At 71.8% G+C, this 17,207-nt stretch carries 16 protein-coding genes; 7 read left to right on the top strand and 9 right to left on the bottom strand.

The genetic code is table 11. From position 1 onward, the window contains the following. Positions 1-130: 130 nt before the first annotated feature. Positions 131-1,402, bottom strand: coding sequence for an Ig-like domain-containing protein (locus AB0I68_RS15200; protein ID WP_363177728.1), 1,272 nt, complete (start codon positions 1,400-1,402; stop codon positions 131-133). 147 nt (positions 1,403-1,549) lie between these two features. Continuing rightward, a complete protein-coding gene (locus tag AB0I68_RS15195; RefSeq protein WP_328620464.1) occupies positions 1,550-1,894 on the bottom strand; it encodes a hypothetical protein in 345 nt (114 codons plus the stop codon). A 107-nt stretch (positions 1,895-2,001) separates the two neighbouring features. On the opposite strand from AB0I68_RS15195, the gene AB0I68_RS15190 reads away from it, so the two are divergent. Further along, positions 2,002-2,352 carry a hypothetical protein gene (locus tag AB0I68_RS15190; protein ID WP_363177727.1) on the top strand — a complete coding sequence of 117 codons (351 nt, stop codon included), beginning with the start codon at positions 2,002-2,004 and terminating at the stop codon, positions 2,350-2,352. Positions 2,353-2,463: 111 nt separating this feature from the next. Here the strand turns inward: AB0I68_RS15190 and hutH are convergent, their stop codons facing one another. The 3 genes from hutH to AB0I68_RS15175 all read right to left on the bottom strand — a co-directional run bounded on the left by hutH (position 2,464) and on the right by AB0I68_RS15175 (position 6,191). Beyond that, positions 2,464-4,005 carry a histidine ammonia-lyase gene (gene hutH / locus AB0I68_RS15185; RefSeq protein WP_363177787.1) on the bottom strand — a complete coding sequence of 514 codons (1,542 nt, stop codon included), beginning with the start codon at positions 4,003-4,005 and terminating at the stop codon, positions 2,464-2,466. Positions 4,006-4,089: 84 nt separating this feature from the next. After that, positions 4,090-5,205 (bottom strand): GGDEF domain-containing protein, encoded by a 1,116-nt coding sequence (locus tag AB0I68_RS15180; RefSeq protein WP_363177726.1) that lies wholly within the window; start codon positions 5,203-5,205, stop codon positions 4,090-4,092. Positions 5,206-5,408: 203 nt separating this feature from the next. Next, positions 5,409-6,191, bottom strand: coding sequence for an enoyl-CoA hydratase-related protein (locus AB0I68_RS15175; RefSeq protein WP_363177725.1), 783 nt, complete (start codon positions 6,189-6,191; stop codon positions 5,409-5,411). 194 nt (positions 6,192-6,385) lie between these two features. On the opposite strand from AB0I68_RS15175, the gene AB0I68_RS15170 reads away from it, so the two are divergent. Then, positions 6,386-8,392, top strand: a complete 2,007-nt coding sequence (locus tag AB0I68_RS15170) for a zinc ribbon domain-containing protein (RefSeq protein ID WP_363177724.1) — start codon at positions 6,386-6,388, stop codon at positions 8,390-8,392. On the opposite strand, the gene AB0I68_RS15165 is transcribed toward AB0I68_RS15170, so the two are convergent. Together AB0I68_RS15165 and AB0I68_RS15160 are read right to left on the bottom strand one after the other, a co-directional pair. Beyond that, a complete protein-coding gene (locus AB0I68_RS15165) occupies positions 8,393-9,475 on the bottom strand; it encodes an adenylate/guanylate cyclase domain-containing protein (RefSeq protein WP_363177786.1) in 1,083 nt (360 codons plus the stop codon). A gap of 223 nt (positions 9,476-9,698) precedes the next feature. After that, entirely contained in the window at positions 9,699-10,577 is an 879-nt protein-coding gene (locus AB0I68_RS15160; RefSeq protein WP_363177723.1) for a biotin--[acetyl-CoA-carboxylase] ligase, read from the bottom strand. A 131-nt stretch (positions 10,578-10,708) separates the two neighbouring features. Here AB0I68_RS15160 and AB0I68_RS15155 point away from each other — a divergent pair, with 131 nt between their 5' ends. From AB0I68_RS15155 to AB0I68_RS15140, 4 genes are all read left to right on the top strand, one after another. Beyond that, positions 10,709-12,304 carry an acyl-CoA carboxylase subunit beta gene (locus tag AB0I68_RS15155; protein ID WP_363177721.1) on the top strand — a complete coding sequence of 532 codons (1,596 nt, stop codon included), beginning with the start codon at positions 10,709-10,711 and terminating at the stop codon, positions 12,302-12,304. 20 nt (positions 12,305-12,324) lie between these two features. Then, positions 12,325-12,531, top strand: coding sequence for an acyl-CoA carboxylase epsilon subunit (locus AB0I68_RS15150; protein ID WP_363177785.1), 207 nt, complete (start codon positions 12,325-12,327; stop codon positions 12,529-12,531). Positions 12,532-12,626: 95 nt separating this feature from the next. Beyond that, on the top strand, positions 12,627-12,758 hold the full coding sequence (locus tag AB0I68_RS15145; RefSeq protein WP_266626144.1) for a hypothetical protein: 132 nt from the start codon (positions 12,627-12,629) through the stop codon (positions 12,756-12,758). A gap of 32 nt (positions 12,759-12,790) precedes the next feature. Continuing rightward, entirely contained in the window at positions 12,791-13,411 is a 621-nt protein-coding gene (locus AB0I68_RS15140; protein ID WP_363177720.1) for a nucleoside triphosphate pyrophosphatase, read from the top strand. Here the strand turns inward: AB0I68_RS15140 and AB0I68_RS15135 are convergent. Next, entirely contained in the window at positions 13,392-13,889 is a 498-nt protein-coding gene (locus AB0I68_RS15135; protein WP_363177719.1) for a hypothetical protein, read from the bottom strand. The genes AB0I68_RS15140 and AB0I68_RS15135 overlap by 20 nt on opposite strands. Before the next feature lie 387 nt (positions 13,890-14,276). Here AB0I68_RS15135 and AB0I68_RS15130 point away from each other — a divergent pair, with 387 nt between their 5' ends. Next, the gene (locus tag AB0I68_RS15130; protein WP_363177717.1) at positions 14,277-16,031 is read left to right on the top strand and encodes a biotin carboxylase N-terminal domain-containing protein; all 1,755 of its coding nucleotides are present in this window, start codon (positions 14,277-14,279) and stop codon (positions 16,029-16,031) included. A gap of 172 nt (positions 16,032-16,203) precedes the next feature. Here the strand turns inward: AB0I68_RS15130 and AB0I68_RS15125 are convergent, their stop codons facing one another. Further along, positions 16,204-17,154, bottom strand: coding sequence for a DeoR/GlpR family DNA-binding transcription regulator (locus AB0I68_RS15125; protein ID WP_363177716.1), 951 nt, complete (start codon positions 17,152-17,154; stop codon positions 16,204-16,206). Positions 17,155-17,207: the final 53 nt, after the last annotated feature.

Raw genomic sequence — 17,207 nt, 5'->3', positions numbered from 1 at the left:
CCCTAACTCCGCCCGGGCCCGGGCGCTCAGGGGTATTCCGGGCAGGTGTACCGGCCCGGGAACGGCGGATGGCGGGGAGCCTCCGTCAGGGGCTCCCCGCCATCCGCGGGGGTTCGGTCGGGACCGGGGGTCAGGAGGCCGTGCCGGCCTTCCAGTCCGCCCAGCTCATGTTCCAGCCGTTGAGGCCGTTGTCCGGCTTGATGGTCTTGTCCGGCGAGTTGACCACCGTGACCACGTCACCGATGAGCGAGTTGTCGTAGAACCACGCCGCCGGCTGGTTCGGGTCGTTGGCACCCTGGGCGTCGTTCAGACCGACGCAGCCGTGGCTGGTGTTCACGCTGCCGAAGATCGAGTCCGATCCCCAGTAGTTGCCGTGGATGAAGGTGCCGGACTCGGACAGCCGCATCGCGTGCGGGACGTCCTTGATGTCGTACTCGCCCTTGCCCTCGCTGTTCTTGAACCCGACGGTGGAGCCGTCCATCCGGGTCTCCTTGAACTTCTCGGAGATCACCATCTGGCCGTTGTACGTCGGGTTCTCCGGAGAGCCCGCCGAGATCGGGATGGTCTTGAGGACCGCTCCGTCCCGGGTGACCGTCATCTTCTTCGTCTTCGCGTCGACCGTGGAGACCTGGCTGCGGCCGATCTTGAAGGTGGCGGTCCGGTTCTGCACGCCCTGGACGCCGGGGGCGCCCTGCACCCCTTCCAGCGCCAGCTTCAGCGTGACGGTGGAGCCCGCCTGCCAGTACTGCTCGGGGCGGAAGTCCAGGCGCTCCGCGCTGAACCAGTGCCCGACGACCTCCTGACCGCTGCTGGAGGTGACGGTGATGGCCGCCTGGACCGCCTTCTGGTCCTTGATCGGCTTGTTGAACGTGATCGAGACCGGCATGCCCACGCCGACGGTCTGGCCGTCGTCCGGGATGAACGAGCCGACGAAGCTGTTCTCCGGGGAGACGGTGGTGAAGGAGGTGTTCTCGTGCGCCTCCTTGCCGCTCGCGTCCTTGGCGGTCGCCGACAGGGCGTACTTCGTCGAGCGCTTCAGCGCGGTGTCCGGCTTCCAGCTCTTGCCGTCGGCGGCTATCTTGCCGGCCACGGCCGCGCCCTCGGACGTCTTCAGCTCGACCGTGGTGAGCGTGCCGTCACTGACGGCGACGCTGGTCGCGTCGTTCAGGCCGACGTTGGTGGCGCCGCCCTTCGGCGTGATCGTTATCTTGGCCTTGGACGCGTCCTTGGCCGCGGCCGCGTCCACGTCCGACTGGGACTTGCTGCTCCCGTCCCCGCCCCCCTTCGGCTTGTCGTCGCCGCCGCCGCACGCCGAGAGCACCAGCACGCCACCGAGTACGGCAGATATGGCCACCAGGGACCTTCTCCGCCGCTTCCTGTCCGTCCTCACACGCCACTCCATCGTTGCCTGAACCCCCGAGCTTCCCCCGGCCCGTGCCGGGTGGTGCCCCGATCGGGGCAGGGGGCAACGCCCCCCGCCTCGCACCAGTCAACGCGTTGAAGGCCCGGATCGGTTCCACATTCCGTTTGAATGTGGGCAACCACACGGTCAGGCGTTGTCGGTCGTCTCTTCGTCGAAGTCCCCATCTTCCTCACCCAGGTCCCACTCCATGGACTCGGGGTCGTATTCGACGGGCTCGCTGCTCCAGGAGGCCTGCGCCAGCTCCACGCCGGGGATGTCCGCGACCAGGTCAGTGGGGTCGACGAGGTAGGCGAGCGCCTCCGACTCGTCCTCGCGCACGGCCGACTCGGCGTGGCCGCGCTCCTCGTCCGGCATGAATTCGTCGGCCTCGATGTGCTCGAGCGCGGCGCCGGTGAGCGCCTCGGGGTCGGGCACCTCCAGTACCAAATCCACCCGAAGCCGTACGTACCGTGATGTGTCAGAAGGGTTCATACGACGGAGAGTAAGCCCGCGGAAGCCCCGGCTTTCCCGCGACCCGCCCTTGTCCGTAGCATCACCGCACACGGCCAATTCGCTGCTTCCGCAAGGGGGATCGCACCGTGTCCGCACGTCGACCGCTGCTCACCGCTCTCGGAGCGACCACCCTTCTCGCCGCCCTCTGGTTCGTGCCCTCGGCCAACGCCACCGCACCAGGGTCCGCGGCGCCCGATTCCACGGCGTCCGGTTCCGATTCCGCCGCGTCGGAGTCCGCGAACGCGGCCGGGCCCGGATCGGTGACGACGCTCGTGGAGAATCCCGAGGGCGCCGCCCCGCAGACCGCCGTCCAGATCCCCCTCGGGCTCGCCGACACCGGCGGGGTGGACACCACCCCGTACCTGCTGGGCGGCACGCTCTGCCTGGGCCTCGGGGCCGGGTTCGTCACCTTCTCCGTACGCCGCTCGCGCGCCTGACGGCCCCGTACGGGCCGACGCGGCCCGGTACGGGCCGACGCCGAAGGGCCGCCCCCGGGAGACGTCTCCCGGGGGCGGCCCTTCACGGCATCGGCAGGTCCGGCCGTCCGTTCAGGCGAGCGGACCCGTCACCGGCTCGACCGCGGCGACGAGGCCGCCCGTACGGACGAACGCGTCGGCGGCCGCCAGGTCGGGGGCGAGGAAACGATCCGGCCCGGGACCCTCCACACCGGCCGCCCGAGCCGCCGCGATGACCGCCCGGCTCGCCGGGGCCGGGGTGAGCCCGTGGCGCAGCTCGATGGCCCGGGTGGCCGCGTACATCTCGATCGCGATGATCCGGGTCAGGTTGTCGACGGCGGTACGGAGCTTGCGCGCGGCCGACCAGCCCATCGAGACGTGGTCCTCCTGCATGGCGGAGGACGGGATCGAGTCGGCGGAGGCCGGTACGGCCAGCCGCTTCATCTCGCTGACCAGGGCGGCCTGGGTGTACTGGGCGATCATCAGACCGGAGTCGACACCGGCGTCGTCCGCCAGGAACGGCGGCAGGCCGTGCGAGCGGTTCTTGTCGAGCAGCCGGTCGGTGCGGCGCTCGGCGATGGAGCCGAGGTCGGCCGCCGCGATGGCCAGGAAGTCCAGGACGTACGCGACCGGGGCGCCGTGGAAGTTGCCGTTGGACTCCACGCGCCCGTCGGGCAGCACCACCGGGTTGTCGACGGCGGAGGCCAGCTCGCGCGAGGCGACCAGGGCGGCGTGCGCCATGGTGTCGCGGCCGGCGCCGGCGACCTGCGGGGCGCAGCGCACCGAGTACGCGTCCTGCACGCGCGGGGCGGACTCCTCCTGGAAGTGCCCGGTGAGCCCGGAGCCCTTCAGGACGGCGGCCATGTTGGCGGCGGAGGCGCCCTGGCCCGGGTGCGGGCGGATGGCGTGCAGCTCGGGCGCCAGCACCTTCTCGGTGCCGAGGAGCGCCTCGAGGGTCAGAGCGGCGGTGATGTCGGCGGACTTGTAGAGCTTGTCGAGGTCGGCGAGGGCCATGACGAGCATGCCGAGCATGCCGTCGGTGCCGTTGAGGAGGGCGAGGCCCTCCTTCTCCTTGAGCTCGACCGGCTGGATCCCGGCCGCGGCGAGCAGCTCCCCGGCGGGGCGCACGACCCCGTCCGGACCCTCGGCGTCGCCTTCGCCCATCAGGGCGAGCGCGCAGTGCGAGAGCGGCGCGAGGTCGCCGGAGCAGCCGAGCGAGCCGTACTCGTGGACGACGGGCGTGATGCCCGCGTTGAGTACGTCGGCCATCGTCTGCGCGACGGACGGCCGGACGCCGGTGTGCCCGGAGGCGACGGTCTTCAGGCGCAGGAACATCAGGGCGCGCACGACCTCCCGCTCGACGCGCGGGCCCATCCCGGCGGCGTGCGAGCGGACGATGTTGCGCTGGAGCTGGGCGCGCAGCTCGGGGCTGATGTGCCGGGAGGCGAGGGCGCCGAAGCCGGTGGACACCCCGTAGACGGGTTCGGGCTTGGCGGCGAGGGCGTCGACGATCTCGCGGGCGCGGGCGAGGGCGTCGAGCGCCTCGCCGGACAGCTCGATCCGCGCGTTGCCGCGGGCGACGGCGATGACGTCCTCGGCGGTGGTCCCGGACGTCCCCACCACGACAGTGTGCATATCCATATTCAGCACCCTACGGACTGAATCGCTTCATGTCACTAGCAAGTTTCACGAGGGCCCCTTACGCCTCCGCCACCAGGCCTACGCCCGGCCGCGGAAGCGGCGCCGCTCGCCGGCCGCCTCGTGCTGGGCCGCATCGGCCAACCGGACGACTGCGGTGTCCCGCCCCGCGACGACGGGCTTCGCCGAGCGGGCGGCCTTGGCCTTGTACTGGGCCGCGTCGGCCAGCCGGAACAGCCGCCGGGAGGACTTCACGAGCCCGATCGGGTCCCCCGTGGATGCGACCCCGCACGCCACACCCTCCCCCAGCTCCAGCTCGGCGGCGCGCAGGCACAGCTCCTCGGTCACCCGCACCACCTCGTCGGCGGGGGGCCCGACGCTCACCAGGCAGAACTCGTCGCCGCCGAGCCGGGCGACGAGCGCGCCGGGCAGCATGGCCCCGCAGAGGCTGAGCACGGACCCGAACCGCTCCAGCAGCCGGTCCCCCATGGCGTGCCCGAGGGTGTCGTTGACCTTCTTGAGCCCGTTCAGGTCACACACGACCAGGCTGACCACGGCCGCGCTCCGCCGGTGCTCGTCCAGGGCCTCGTCGAGCCGCATGTCGACGGCGCGGCGGTTGGCCAGGCCGGTCAGCGGATCGGTGAAGGCGAGGCGGCGGGCCTCTTCGAGCCGCTCGTTCTGCGCGAGCCCGGCCGCGACCACGGCCGCCAGGACCGTCGCGAACTCGGCGTCGTCCTCGTCGAAGTCGGGCAGACCCTCGTCACGGGCGACGTACAGCTCGCCCCAGGCGCGCCCGCTGAGCACGATCGGCGCGACGACGCAGGTCCCGCGGCCGCGGTGGCGCAGGGCCTCGCCACGCCGCCCGGGACGGGCCCCGCCGGCGCTCTCGACCCAGGCGTGCGGGCCGCTGCCGCCGACCCACCGCTCGTGCAGGAACTCGGTGATCTCGGGGAAGTCGTGGACCGGGTACGACTCGTCCTCGGGGAACGTCTGCTCCCCGGCCCGCAGCTCCCCCTCGTTCACGAGGACCCGCAGCCGGCCCCGCTCCCGCTCCCATGCGGAGATCGCGGCGAACGACCCGTCCATCGCGAGGCGGGCCCCGCGGGCGGCTGCCCGGACGCTGTCCCGCGGTGCGCAGGCTGCGGCCATGGCCTGCGCCAGGCCCACGACGGCTCGCAGCCGCCCGTCGACTCCCATCACCCCAGGTTAGGGAGTTTCATCCGATTTGGTGCGGCGCGCCGCAGGCGGTGCGCGTCGACGGCAGGGTCAGCGGCGGCGGCAGCGGCGGCAGCCGGCTTTCGGTCCCCGAAGCAGGGCCTTCGGGCGGCCATCTCGCCGGAGGCGCTGCCGCTCACCCTCACGCGCCGGTGAGCGGTACCCGGCCGCCCGACCCTCCGCCCCTACTCGCCCGGCCAGTTCGGGCGGCGCTTTTCGTTGAACGCCGCCACACCCTCCGCGCGGTCTCCCGAGAAGGCCACCGTCCGCCAGGCCGCGTCCTCGATCTCCAGGCCGGCCGCCAGGTCCATCCCGTGCCCCAGGCGCAGGGCCCGCTTCGCCGCCCGCAGGCCCACCGGGGAGTTCGCCGCCATACGGGACGCCAGGGCGAGGGCTTCGTCCCGGTCCGTGCCCGCCGGGACCACGGAGTCCACCAGGCCCAGGGACAGCGCCTCGGCCGCCTCGACCCGCCGCGCCGTGAAGATCAGTTCCGCCGCCCGCGCCGCGCCCACGCGCCGCGGCAGCAGCTGCGTGCCGCCGCCGCCCGGGATCACGCCCACGGAGACCTCCGGCAGGCCGACCACCGCCGTCTCGTCGGCCACGATCACATCGCAGGCCAGCGCCAGCTCGAAGCCGCCGCCCAGCGCGAAGCCGTGCACCGCCGCGATCGTCGGCATCGGGAGCTCCAGCACGCCCCCGTACGCGCCCCGCGTGGTCGGCCGCTGCCGCACCAGCTCGGCGTCCGAGAGGGAGTTCCGCTCCTTGAGGTCCGCGCCCACGCAGAACGCCCGCTCCGCGGCCGAGGAGAGCACGACCACCCGGACCGAGGCGTCCGCCGCGAGCTGCGCGCACGTCTCGCCGATGGCCCGCGCCATCTCCGTCGAGACGGCGTTCATCGCCTTCGGCCGGTCCAGGACCAGCTCCGCGACCCCGTCCTCATGCCGGCGCACAGCCACGAACTCAGACACAGAGACCCTCCCGGTTAACGAACGTTACCCGGGGATCTTAGGCTCACGAGTTTTCTTTGGCATCAGTGATACGGCGGAATCTTTGCGCGGGAGGGGGCTCGTGCGTGCATTCCCGGGTCGAATGCGTGACCTTTCCTCACGGATGCCGTTGATGGGATGACAGCACTGCGGGGAAGGCCGAAAGGAGGAGGGGGGTGGCGGCTGCGGCCCGTACAGCAAACCGGAAGCTGCCGCTCAGAGAGGGCGAGACCTCCCGCATCGCCTGTGCGCGCGGCGTGTTGCGTACAGCGGTTGACGAGAAGAGCGGCGAGTTCCTTTCCTCGGCTGTGCTCGAGGAACGTGTCGGCTGGTGCGCTGATCTGGTGTCCGCAATGGTCACTGGTCTGCTGGCAGAACACTGGAACGCATCCGACGTGGATGTGATCGCCTCCGACATGGACGCGAGTGGCCGCCGACTCCCGCCGAACGCATGGATGGCCCTTCGCCGCCTGGGTTGGAACGCCACCAGTCCGGACGGGGTGAAGGTCAACGACCGGATCGTGCGTATGGCTCAGGAACAGGCCGGTCGAGTACTGCGTTCGGCGAAGTGGCAAGCGGACCTGGCCGCCGGAGTGCTGGCGTCGTGGCCCGCCGATCCGCTCAAGCGGACCGCCGAGGAATGGGATGCCGTCCGCGCCGCGGTGCCCGGCGGACGGCATCTGCCGTCCAGCGTCATCAAGGGCCGTACCCGTCAGATCATCACGTTCCTGAAGGCGCGCGGGCACCTGCCTGCTGATGTTTTCGAGGTGGAGTCCGCGCCCAAGGTGTCGCGGATGCTGCTGCTGTCCGCCGGTGACAGACAGCAGGCCACCATCGAACGCGGCGATGAGCCCGCGCGGGCGATACTGCGGTTGCAGCTCCCCACCCGGCCCGACCCTGCTTCGTACCGGGACTGGACATGGGTGGCCTGCCCAATCACGCTGCCGCCGACCATCCCCGCAGCTGCGGTACTCCACCTGCCCACCCTGCGCATCCACGCCGGACGCGTGCGGGTGGATCTCGCCTACACCCATGCCGTCCCCAAGGCCCGCCGCGCAGGGCACACGGTCGCTCTCGGCGTGGACTGGGGGCTGAACACGCTGCTGTCCGCCGGAGCCGTCCGCCTCCACGACGACGGTGGGATGACCGCGCTCGGCTCCGGTGGCATGTTCCGTGCCGCCGGAGTCCTCACCAAGCAGCACCGCCTGCGGCGACTGTCCGAACGGCTGCATGCCAAGGCCGACCACTACCAGCGCCTGGCCTCCGGCCGCACCCGCCGCGACCTACTCGCCGACGAAGCACTGACCGCCAGGCACGCCGCGTTGCGGGAGGAGATTCGGCGCGTGTCCGAACGGCGGTCGAACCTGAACGACGCCCTCGCCCGGGCCGCCGCCCGGTGGGCGGTCGATCAGGCCATCGCCGCCGGGGCAAACGTCATCTACCTGGAAGACCTACGGTCGATGGAAGCCAAGGGCATGGGGCGGGCAATGAACACCCGCCTGTCCCAGGCCGTGCGCGGGCAGATCGCCGAGCGCATGCGCCACCTTGCCGCCGAGGTGGGTATCGCCGTGGTCACCGTCCCGGCCCGGGGCACCTCCAAGAACTGCCCGAACTGCCTCACCCCGCTCAGGCACTGCAAAGCCCCTGACCGACCCACCACGCCTGGCTGGAAGTGGGCCCTGTGCCCGTCCTGCGGATACCAGGGCGACCGCGACCAGGGCGCGTGGAAGCGCATCGCCGCACGCGGCCTCACCCACCAGGCAAAGACCGCCGTGGAACGCACAAGCGGCCGCATGGCCGTCCACGCCCTCGTAGACACACTCGAAACGGCTGCGGTCATCACACCCACCGCACCCGCAACCAGCTGGAAGGACCGGTCCAAGACCGGCCCCACCAGGCGACAGACATCATGCCCCGCGCCCAGGCGACGCAGGGCACCCTCCCCCACCAGGCCGCAAGACCCGGCGGGCAAGCGTCCGGAGGGACACGCTCCAAAGGACCGGACCCGGCTGCCCCGCGCAGCCCACCGGCACCAGAACGTGACAACGATCAGCGCACCCACCACCGGCCGACACCGGCCACGCGGAGCAGCACTGGGCGCAGGATTCCACCTGCACGCCCACGCCTCCCCACCACGGTGGGAAACGATCCCGGACACCACGTCTGCCCCAGGGTTAAGCTGATCAGCGACGCTTCCGCCGCGTCAGCGACCAGGGCTCCACGACCCCGAGCCCGCGCACCGGGCGCTGCCACATCGGCTGGAGCGCGAAGCGGTACGCCCCGCCGCCCTCCTCGGCCTCGGCCTCCTTCTCCGAGACCGGCGCCGCGCCCGTGCGCCCCAGCTCCTCCGCCATCGCCCCGTCGACCAGCACCGCGTCCTTCGGCGCTATCGACGTCAGCCGCGAGGCCAGGTTCACGGTGGTCCCGAAGACATCGCCCATCCGGGTCGTCACCGTCCCGAACGCTATGCCGACGCGCAGCTCCGGCATCTGGACATCGGCTTCCATCGTCTCGATCAGCCGCAGCGCGATCTCCGCCGCCGTCGCCGCGTCGTCGGCGCAGTACAGCACCTCGTCGCCCAGCGTCTTGATCAGCCGTCCGCCGTGCGCGGCCACCAGGTCCGCCGAAGTCGTCTCGAAGGACTCGACCAGCTCGCCGAGCTCCTCCTCCTCCAGCCGCCGCGTGAGGCGCGTGAAGCCGACCAGGTCCGCGAAGCCCACCGCGAGCCGCCGGTCGACCATCTCCTCGTCGTCCGCCACCTGCACCACCCGCCCGGTGGCCGCCGCCAGCTGGCGGCGCCACACGTAGACGAGGAACTCCTCGAGCTCCGGCAGCAGCAGCTCGACCAGCGGGTACGTGACCTCCGTACGGGTCATTCCGGGCTCCGGCGGCTCCGTCAGACCCTCCAGGAAGGAGTCGATCTGCCATTCCGCCAACCGGGCGGTGGTCTGCCCGGTGGACCGCGCCACCTGTACGGCCATCGGTTCGCTCAGCAGCCCGGCCTCGACGAGGCCGGCGAGCCGGCGCAGCGCCAGTACGTCCGCCTCCGTCAGGGCCTTGGCCTGCCCGATGTCCGCGAAGCCCATGGCCCGCCAGAAGCGGGAGGCGAGCTCCATCGAGACGCCGGCGCTGCGGGCCGCCTGGAACGGCGTGTACCGGCGCTCCGCGCCCAGGATCAGCTGCTCCAGCCGGATGGCGAGCGGGTCCGCCGTCGGCTGTGCGGTGTGGTCGACCTCGTGGTGGGGAGTGTGCTGGTCGCGCCCGATCGGCGTTCCCGGCCCGGTGGACCCCGAGCCGGTGGGCCCCGGACCACCGGGACCGGGGGCGGACGCGCTGGACCTAGAGTCGTCGACGGTCAAGGGCCGCCTCCTGTCCATTCCGTGCGCAATGCCCTGCCGAACCGGGTGATCGCCGGGAGGACCGGGATCGCCTAAACCATACGGCAGGTGTGCCGTAGCTCACTCCCCACTCCCCGCAGCTGCGGCAGTGCTACCGCACCGACCTCAGATGCACCACGTCCCCGGCCCCCACGGCCTCGTGCCGGTCCTCGGCCGTGCGGACGACGAGCCGCCCGTCCGCATCGACGGCTTCCGCCGTCCCGGTGAGCGTGCGGCCGCCGGGCAGGTCGGCCCGTACGTGCCGGCCGAGCGTGACGCAGTCCGCCGCGTACGCCTCCTGGAGGCCGCTGGCGGCCGGATCGCCGCCTGCCGCCCGCCAGTCCCCGTACCAGCGCTCCAGGGACCGCAGAACGGCCTTCAGCAGGGGCTCCCGGTCCGTCACGGCGGCCTTCGCCAGGATCAGCGACCCGGCTTCCGGCACCGGCAGCTCGTCCTCGGTCAGGGTGACGTTGAGCCCGATCCCGACGACGACCCCGTCGCTGACCCGCTCGGCGAGGATGCCGCCCGTCTTGCGCTCCTCCCCGTTCACGGTGATCAGCAGGTCGTTGGGCCATTTGAGGGCCGTGTCCACTCCGGCGGCCCGGGACAGCCCGGTCGCGGCGGCCACCCCGGCCAGCAGGGTCAGCCACCCCCACCGCTCCTGCGGTACGGAGTCGCCCGGCTTGAGCAGGACGGAGAAGAACAGCCCGGACCGGGCCGGTGCGACCCAGCTCCGGTCGAGCCGCCCGCGCCCGGCGGTCTGCTCCTCGGCGACGAGCACGGCCCCCTCGGGCAGCTGCCCGGCCCGGGCCGCGAGATCGGTGTTGGTGGACCCGGTGGCGGCGACCACCTCGACCGAGGACCACAGCCCTCCGTCGGCGACGAGGGCCCGCTCCAGCGCGGCGGCGTTCAGCGGCGGCCGGTCGAGGCTCGACCAGCGGCCGGCGGAGGCTCCGGACGGAGCTCCTCCTGATGCATCTGATGGCGTCATGCAACCCACAGTAGGTGTGTCAAACGCCGCACTGCCGAGCGCCATGCCCGCCGATACGCTACGCACCAGTAGCCAGCAGTGGTCAATCAATTGACCAGGCAGTTGACACCAGCCAGGGAGCCGCGACCCCGATGTCACAACCCTCAGAGCCGATCGACATGCACACGACCGCGGGCAAGATCGCGGACCTGCAGCGCCGCATCGACGAAGCCACTCACGCCGGGTCCGCGCGGGCGGTGGAGAAGCAGCACGCCAAGGGGAAGCTGACGGCGCGTGAGCGGGTCGCCCTGCTGCTTGACGAGGGCTCTTTCGTCGAGCTCGACGAGTTCGCCCGCCACCGGTCGACCAACTTCGGGCTGGAGAAGACCCGCCCCTACGGCGATGGCGTCGTCACCGGCTACGGCACGGTGGACGGCCGCCCGGTGGCCGTGTTCTCCCAGGACTTCACCGTCTTCGGCGGGGCCCTCGGCGAGGTCTACGGCCAGAAGATCATGAAGGTCATGGACTTCGCGCTGAAGACCGGCTGCCCGCTCGTCGGCATCAACGACTCCGGCGGCGCCCGCATCCAGGAGGGCGTCAGCGCGCTGGGCATGTACGGCGAGATCTTCCGCCGCAACGTGCACGCGTCGGGCGTGATCCCGCAGATCAGCCTGATCGTGGGCCCCTGCGCCGGCGGTGCCGTGTACTCCCCCGCCATCACCGACTTCACCGTGATGGTCGACCAGACCTCGCACATGTTCATCACCGGCCCGGACGTCATCAAGACGGTCACCGGCGAGGACGTGGGCTTCGAGGAACTGGGCGGTGCCCGCACCCACAACTCCACCTCGGGCGTGGCCCACCACATGGCCGGGGACGAGAAGGACGCCATCGAGTACGTCAAGTCCGTGCTGGCGTACCTGCCGTCGAACAACCTCTCCGAGCCGCCCGCCTTCCCGGAGGAGGCGGACACCGAGGTCTGCGACTACGACCGCGAGCTCGACGCCCTGATCCCGGACAGCGCGAACCAGCCGTACGACATGCACACCGTGATCGAGCACGTGCTCGACGACGGGGAGTTCCTGGAGACCCAGTCGCTCTTCGCGCCGAACATCCTCACCGGCTTCGGCCGGGTCGAGGGGCACCCGGTGGGCATCGTCGCCAACCAGCCGATGCAGTTCGCCGGCTGCCTGGACATCAACGCCTCCGAGAAGGCCGCCCGCTTCGTGCGGACCTGCGACGCCTTCAACCTCCCGGTGCTGACGTTCGTCGACGTGCCGGGCTTCCTGCCGGGCACGGACCAGGAGTACAACGGAATCATCCGGCGCGGCGCGAAGCTGATCTACGCGTACGCCGAGGCCACCGTCCCCCTGATCACCGTCATCACCCGCAAGGCCTTCGGCGGCGCGTACGACGTCATGGGCTCCAAGCACCTCGGCGCGGACCTGAACCTGGCCTGGCCGACCGCCCAGATCGCCGTCATGGGCGCGCAGGGCGCGGTCAACATCCTGCACCGCCGTGCGATCGCCGAGGCGGAGGAGGCGGGCACCGCCGAGGAGACCCGGGCCCGGCTCATCGCCGAGTACGAGGACGCCCTGCTCAACCCCTACACCGCCGCCGAGCGCGGGTACATCGACGCGGTGACCATGCCGTCCGAGACCCGGTCCCACGTGGTCAAGGGGCTGCGCCAGCTGCGCACCAAGCGCGAGTCCCTGCCCCCGAAGAAGCACGGCAACATCCCCCTCTAGACCCCCAGGAGGTCTCCGTGGTGATCAAGGTCGTCAAGGGGAACCCGACGCCCGAGGAGCTGGCCGCCGCACTGGCGGTGGTCCAAGCGCGCGCGGCGGTGCTGGCCTCGCCGCCGTCGGGCGCGCCGCGGGTGGCGGACGAGTGGTCGGCGCCGGCCCGGGTGGCGCGGCGGACGCTGCCGCAGCCGGGGCCGCGCGCGTGGGCCCATACGTACTGGCCCGGCTAGGAGTCCGGCCGGACGTGAAGATGGTGTGAACGGACCGTGGCGCCTGAGTACCCGTACTCAGGCGCCACGCCGGTCTGCGGGGACAGGATCGGGGCATGCTCTGGTCAGATCCGAAGAACGAGCCGCCGAAGGACATGCGCGACGCGCAGGCGATGGTCCGGCGGATGACCCTGGTGGTCGTCCTCGCGATGCTGGTGGTCGTGTACGTGCTGGGCGTGGGCTTCTAGGCCGTGTCGGGCGCGGGATCCGCGCCCCTACGATGGCGGGCATGACTGCTGCTGCCCGGGCCCACGCCCTCGTCCTCGCCTCCGCCTCACCCGCACGGCTCAACCTGCTGCGGCAGGCCGGGCTGGCCCCGCACGTGATCGTCAGCAACTTCGACGAGGACGCGCTCAACGCGGAGACCCCGGCCGAGCTGGCGCTGGCGCTGGCCGAGGCCAAGGCGGGCGTCGTGGCGGCCCTGGACGAGGCGGCGGGCGCCCTGGTGATCGGCTGCGACTCGGTGCTGGAGCTGGACGGCGAGGCGCTCGGCAAGCCGGCGGACGCCGAGGAGGCCACCGCCCGCTGGAAGTCGATGCGCGGGCGGGCCGGCGTCCTGCGCACCGGGCACTGCGTGATCGACACGGCGACCGGGCGTCAGGTCTCGGCGACGGCGTCCACGACGGTCCGGTTCGGCGAGCCGACGGACGCGGAAGTGGCGGCGTACGTGGCGAGCGGCGAGCCGCTGCACGTGGCCGGGGCCTTCACCCTGGACGGGCTGTCGGCGCCCTTCATCGAGGGCATCGACGGCGACCACGGGAACGTCATCGGGCTGTCGATGCCGCTGCTGCGCTCCCTGCTGGCCGAACTGGACGTGTCCATCACGGATTTGTGGGCTTGAGCTCCCCGAACGGCGGAGGCGGGGTGTCCTGGACGTCCAGGGCGTCCGCGGCGCCCCCCGCGGGCGCCCCGCCCTCGTCCCGGGCCGCGTAGAGCATCAGGGTCAGGACGAGCAGGCAGAGGATCAGCATCATCACCGCGAAGGCGCCCCAGCCGACCAGGCCGACGGCGAGGGCGCCGAGCAGTCCGTGGGTGACGGCGGCGGTGACGAGCACGATGCGGGCGAACGTGCCGGGGGGCCGGTCGCGTACGGCCGCCACCGCGAGGAGCACGGCGCACAGGAGCAGGAACGCGCCGATGCCGGCACCCATCGCGTACGTCGCCAGGGACATGACATCGGGATCCATGCCCGCGACGGACATCGACTGGTTCTGGGTGGTCCGGCCCAGCACGAAGTGGACGAGAACGAGCACCGCCGCCTCGGCGACGAGCACGATCGCGGCCAGCCCGGCCACGAGTCTGCGCAGCACGACGCCCATGACGCCCCACCCTCCCCACGAGTCCCCGGCCACAAGCCTGTTCGACGCCCTGGAGGCTACTAACGGGTAAACGTACGGACAAGGGGTCCGGGCGGCTTCGTTGCGCGAATGGCCCCCGGGCGGCGATCACGCAAAGAATGTGTGGGCCGTTCGTAGGGACTCGACAAAGAATCACGGGGGCCCGCTGACCCGGGGGACAGAGACCTCGGCTGCATGACGGGGTTACTGTGCAGTCGGGGATCCCCCTGACCTGGGGCGCCACAAGGGCTTTCCTCCCCGGAGGTGGACTCGGATCACACTGCGTGTGGGCAAGGTCACCACCGGGGAAGGGTCGAAACGCCGTGTGGGCTGTCCCTAAACTCAGCTTGTTTCAAGGAGGGAGCCATCGTGCGCAAGGTGCTCATCGCCAACCGTGGCGAAATCGCTGTCCGCGTTGCTCGGGCCTGCCGGGATGCCGGAATCGCAAGCGTAGCCGTCTACGCCGATCCGGACCGGGACGCTCTGCATGTCCGCGCGGCCGACGAAGCTTTCGCGTTGGGCGGTGACACCCCGGCCGCCAGCTACCTGGACATCTCCAAGGTCCTGCAGGCCGCAGCCGATTCCGGCGCGGACGCCATCCATCCCGGATACGGCTTCCTCTCCGAGAACGCCGACTTCGCGCAGGCCGTCCTCGACGCGGGCCTGACCTGGATCGGCCCGCCGCCGCAGGCCATCCGCGACCTCGGTGACAAGGTCGCCGCCCGGCACATCGCGCAGCGCGCCGGCGCCCCGCTGGTCGCCGGTACGCCGGACCCGGTCTCGGGTGCCGACGAGGTCGTGGCCTTCGCCAAGGAGCACGGCCTGCCGATCGCGATCAAGGCCGCCTTCGGCGGTGGCGGTCGCGGCCTGAAGGTCGCCCGCACCCTCGAAGAGGTGCCGGAGCTCTACGACTCCGCCGTCCGCGAGGCCGTCGCCGCCTTCGGCCGCGGCGAGTGCTTCGTCGAGCGCTACCTCGACAAGCCGCGGCACGTCGAGACCCAGTGCCTGGCCGACAGCCACGGCAACGTGGTCGTCGTCTCCACACGTGACTGCTCGCTGCAGCGCCGCCACCAGAAGCTGGTGGAGGAGGCTCCCGCGCCGTTCCTCTCCGAGGCCCAGAACGCGGAGCTGTACGCCGCGTCCAAGGCGATCCTGAAGGAAGCCGGATACGTCGGCGCCGGCACCGTCGAGTTCCTCGTCGGCACCGACGGCACGATCTCCTTCCTCGAGGTCAACACCCGCCTCCAGGTCGAGCACCCGGTCACCGAAGAGGTCACCGGCATCGACCTGGTGCGCGAGATGTTCCGCATCGCCGACGGCGAGGCGCTCGGCTACGGCGACCCGGTGCTGCGCGGCCACTCGTTCGAGTTCCGCATCAACGGCGAGGACCCGGGCCGCGGCTTCCTCCCGGCCCCGGGCACGGTCACGAAGTTCGCCGCCCCGTCGGGCCCCGGTGTCCGCCTGGACGCGGGCGTCGAGTCCGGCTCGGTCATCGGCCCGGCCTGGGACTCCCTGCTGGCCAAGCTGATCGTCACCGGCGCCACCCGCGAGCAGGCGCTCCAGCGTGCCGCCCGCGCCCTGGCCGAGTTCGAGGTCGAGGGCATGGCCACGGCCATCCCGTTCCACCGCGCGGTCGTCGCCGACCCGGCGTTCACCTCGGACCCGTTCCGGGTGCACACCCGCTGGATCGAGACCGAGTTCGTCAACGAGATCCCGGCGTTCGTGGCTCCGGCTGCGGACGACACCGAGGACGAGCCGGGCCGCGAGACGGTGGTCGTCGAGGTCGGCGGCAAGCGCCTCGAGGTCTCGCTGCCGTCCTCGCTGGGCATGACCCTGGCCCGCACGGCCGCCGCCGGCGGTGCCAAGCCGAAGCGCCGCGCCGCCAAGAAGTCCGGCCCGGCCGCATCCGGCGACACCCTGGCGTCCCCGATGCAGGGCACGATCGTCAAGGTCGCGGTCGAGGAGGGCCAGCAGGTCAACGAGGGCGACCTGATCGTCGTGCTCGAGGCGATGAAGATGGAGCAGCCGCTGAACGCGCACCGCGCCGGCACGATCGTCGGCCTGACGGCCGAGGTCGGCGCCAGCCTCACCTCCGGTGCCACCATCTGCGAGATCAAGGACTGACGTCCTTGACCCCGTGAGGCCCGGCACCCCCGAGGGGTGCCGGGCCTCACGCATTCGGGGGCGCCCGCCGCGCGCGTGCGCGCCACCGGTCCGGGGGCCGACCCCCGCACCACCGCGCAGAGCCCGGTGAACGGGAGGAGGGGCGGGTAGGGGAGCAGCTCCCGCGGGGCTCCTAGCGCCGCCGCATGTCCGCCACGCGGGGCCGGTCCCCGGCGGCCTGCTGCTCCAGCATCGAGGCGGGGGCACTGCGCAGCTGGGCCGGCGGCCCCCCGCGCCGCTGCACCGGCAGCGGCGACTCTCTGCGCGGGCGCCGGCCCACCATCCCCTCACCGCCGGAGGCAACGGCCCCGGCCACGGTGATCTGCACCCCTTGGTCGGCGAGCGCCTGCAGCTCCGTCGCCGCCCGGTCGTCGTGCGGCGGCGGCTCGTCCGTGACCAGCCGCGTCATCACATCCGTCGGCACGGTCTGGAACATGGTGTCGGTCCCGAGCTTCGTGTGGTCGGCCAGCACCACCACTTCCGCGGCGGCCTGCACCAGCGCCCGGTCCACGCTCGCGCTGAGCATGTTGGACGTGGACAGCCCGCGCTCGGCGGTCAGACCGCTCCCGGAGAGGAAGGCCCGCGACACCCGCAGCCCCTGGAGGGACTGCTCGGCACCGCTGCCGACCAGCGCGTAGTTGGAGCCCCGCAGGGTCCCGCCGGTCATCACCACCTCCACCCGGTTCGCGTGGGCCAGCGCCTGCGCGACCAGCAGCGAGTTGGTGACGACGGTCAGTCCGGGCACCCGGGCGAGCCGGCGGGCCAGCTCCTGGGTCGTGGTGCCCGCGCCGACGACGACGGCCTCGCCTTCTTCGACGAGGCCGGCCGCTACGTCGGCAATGGCGGTCTTCTCCGCCGTCGCGAGATGGGACTTTTGCGGAAACCCGGACTCCCGCGTGAAACCGCCCGGCAAAACCGCACCGCCGTGTCGGCGGTCGAGGAGTCCTTCTGCCTCCAGCGCCCGCACGTCCCGCCGTACGGTCACTTCGGAGGTCTGGACGACGCGGGCGAGCTCCCGGAGCGATACCGCTCCGTTGGCCCGCACCATTTCGAGAATCAATTGGCGACGTTCTGCAGCGAACACGAAACTGACAGTAACCCCAACGACCGTCTTGTTTCAGCTCCTTGCGCCGGAAT

The sequence above is a fragment of the Streptomyces sp. NPDC050448 genome, from assembly GCF_040655295.1.
GTDB lineage: Bacteria > Actinomycetota > Actinomycetes > Streptomycetales > Streptomycetaceae > Streptomyces.
This window is presented reverse-complemented; position numbering and strand designations above follow the sequence as displayed.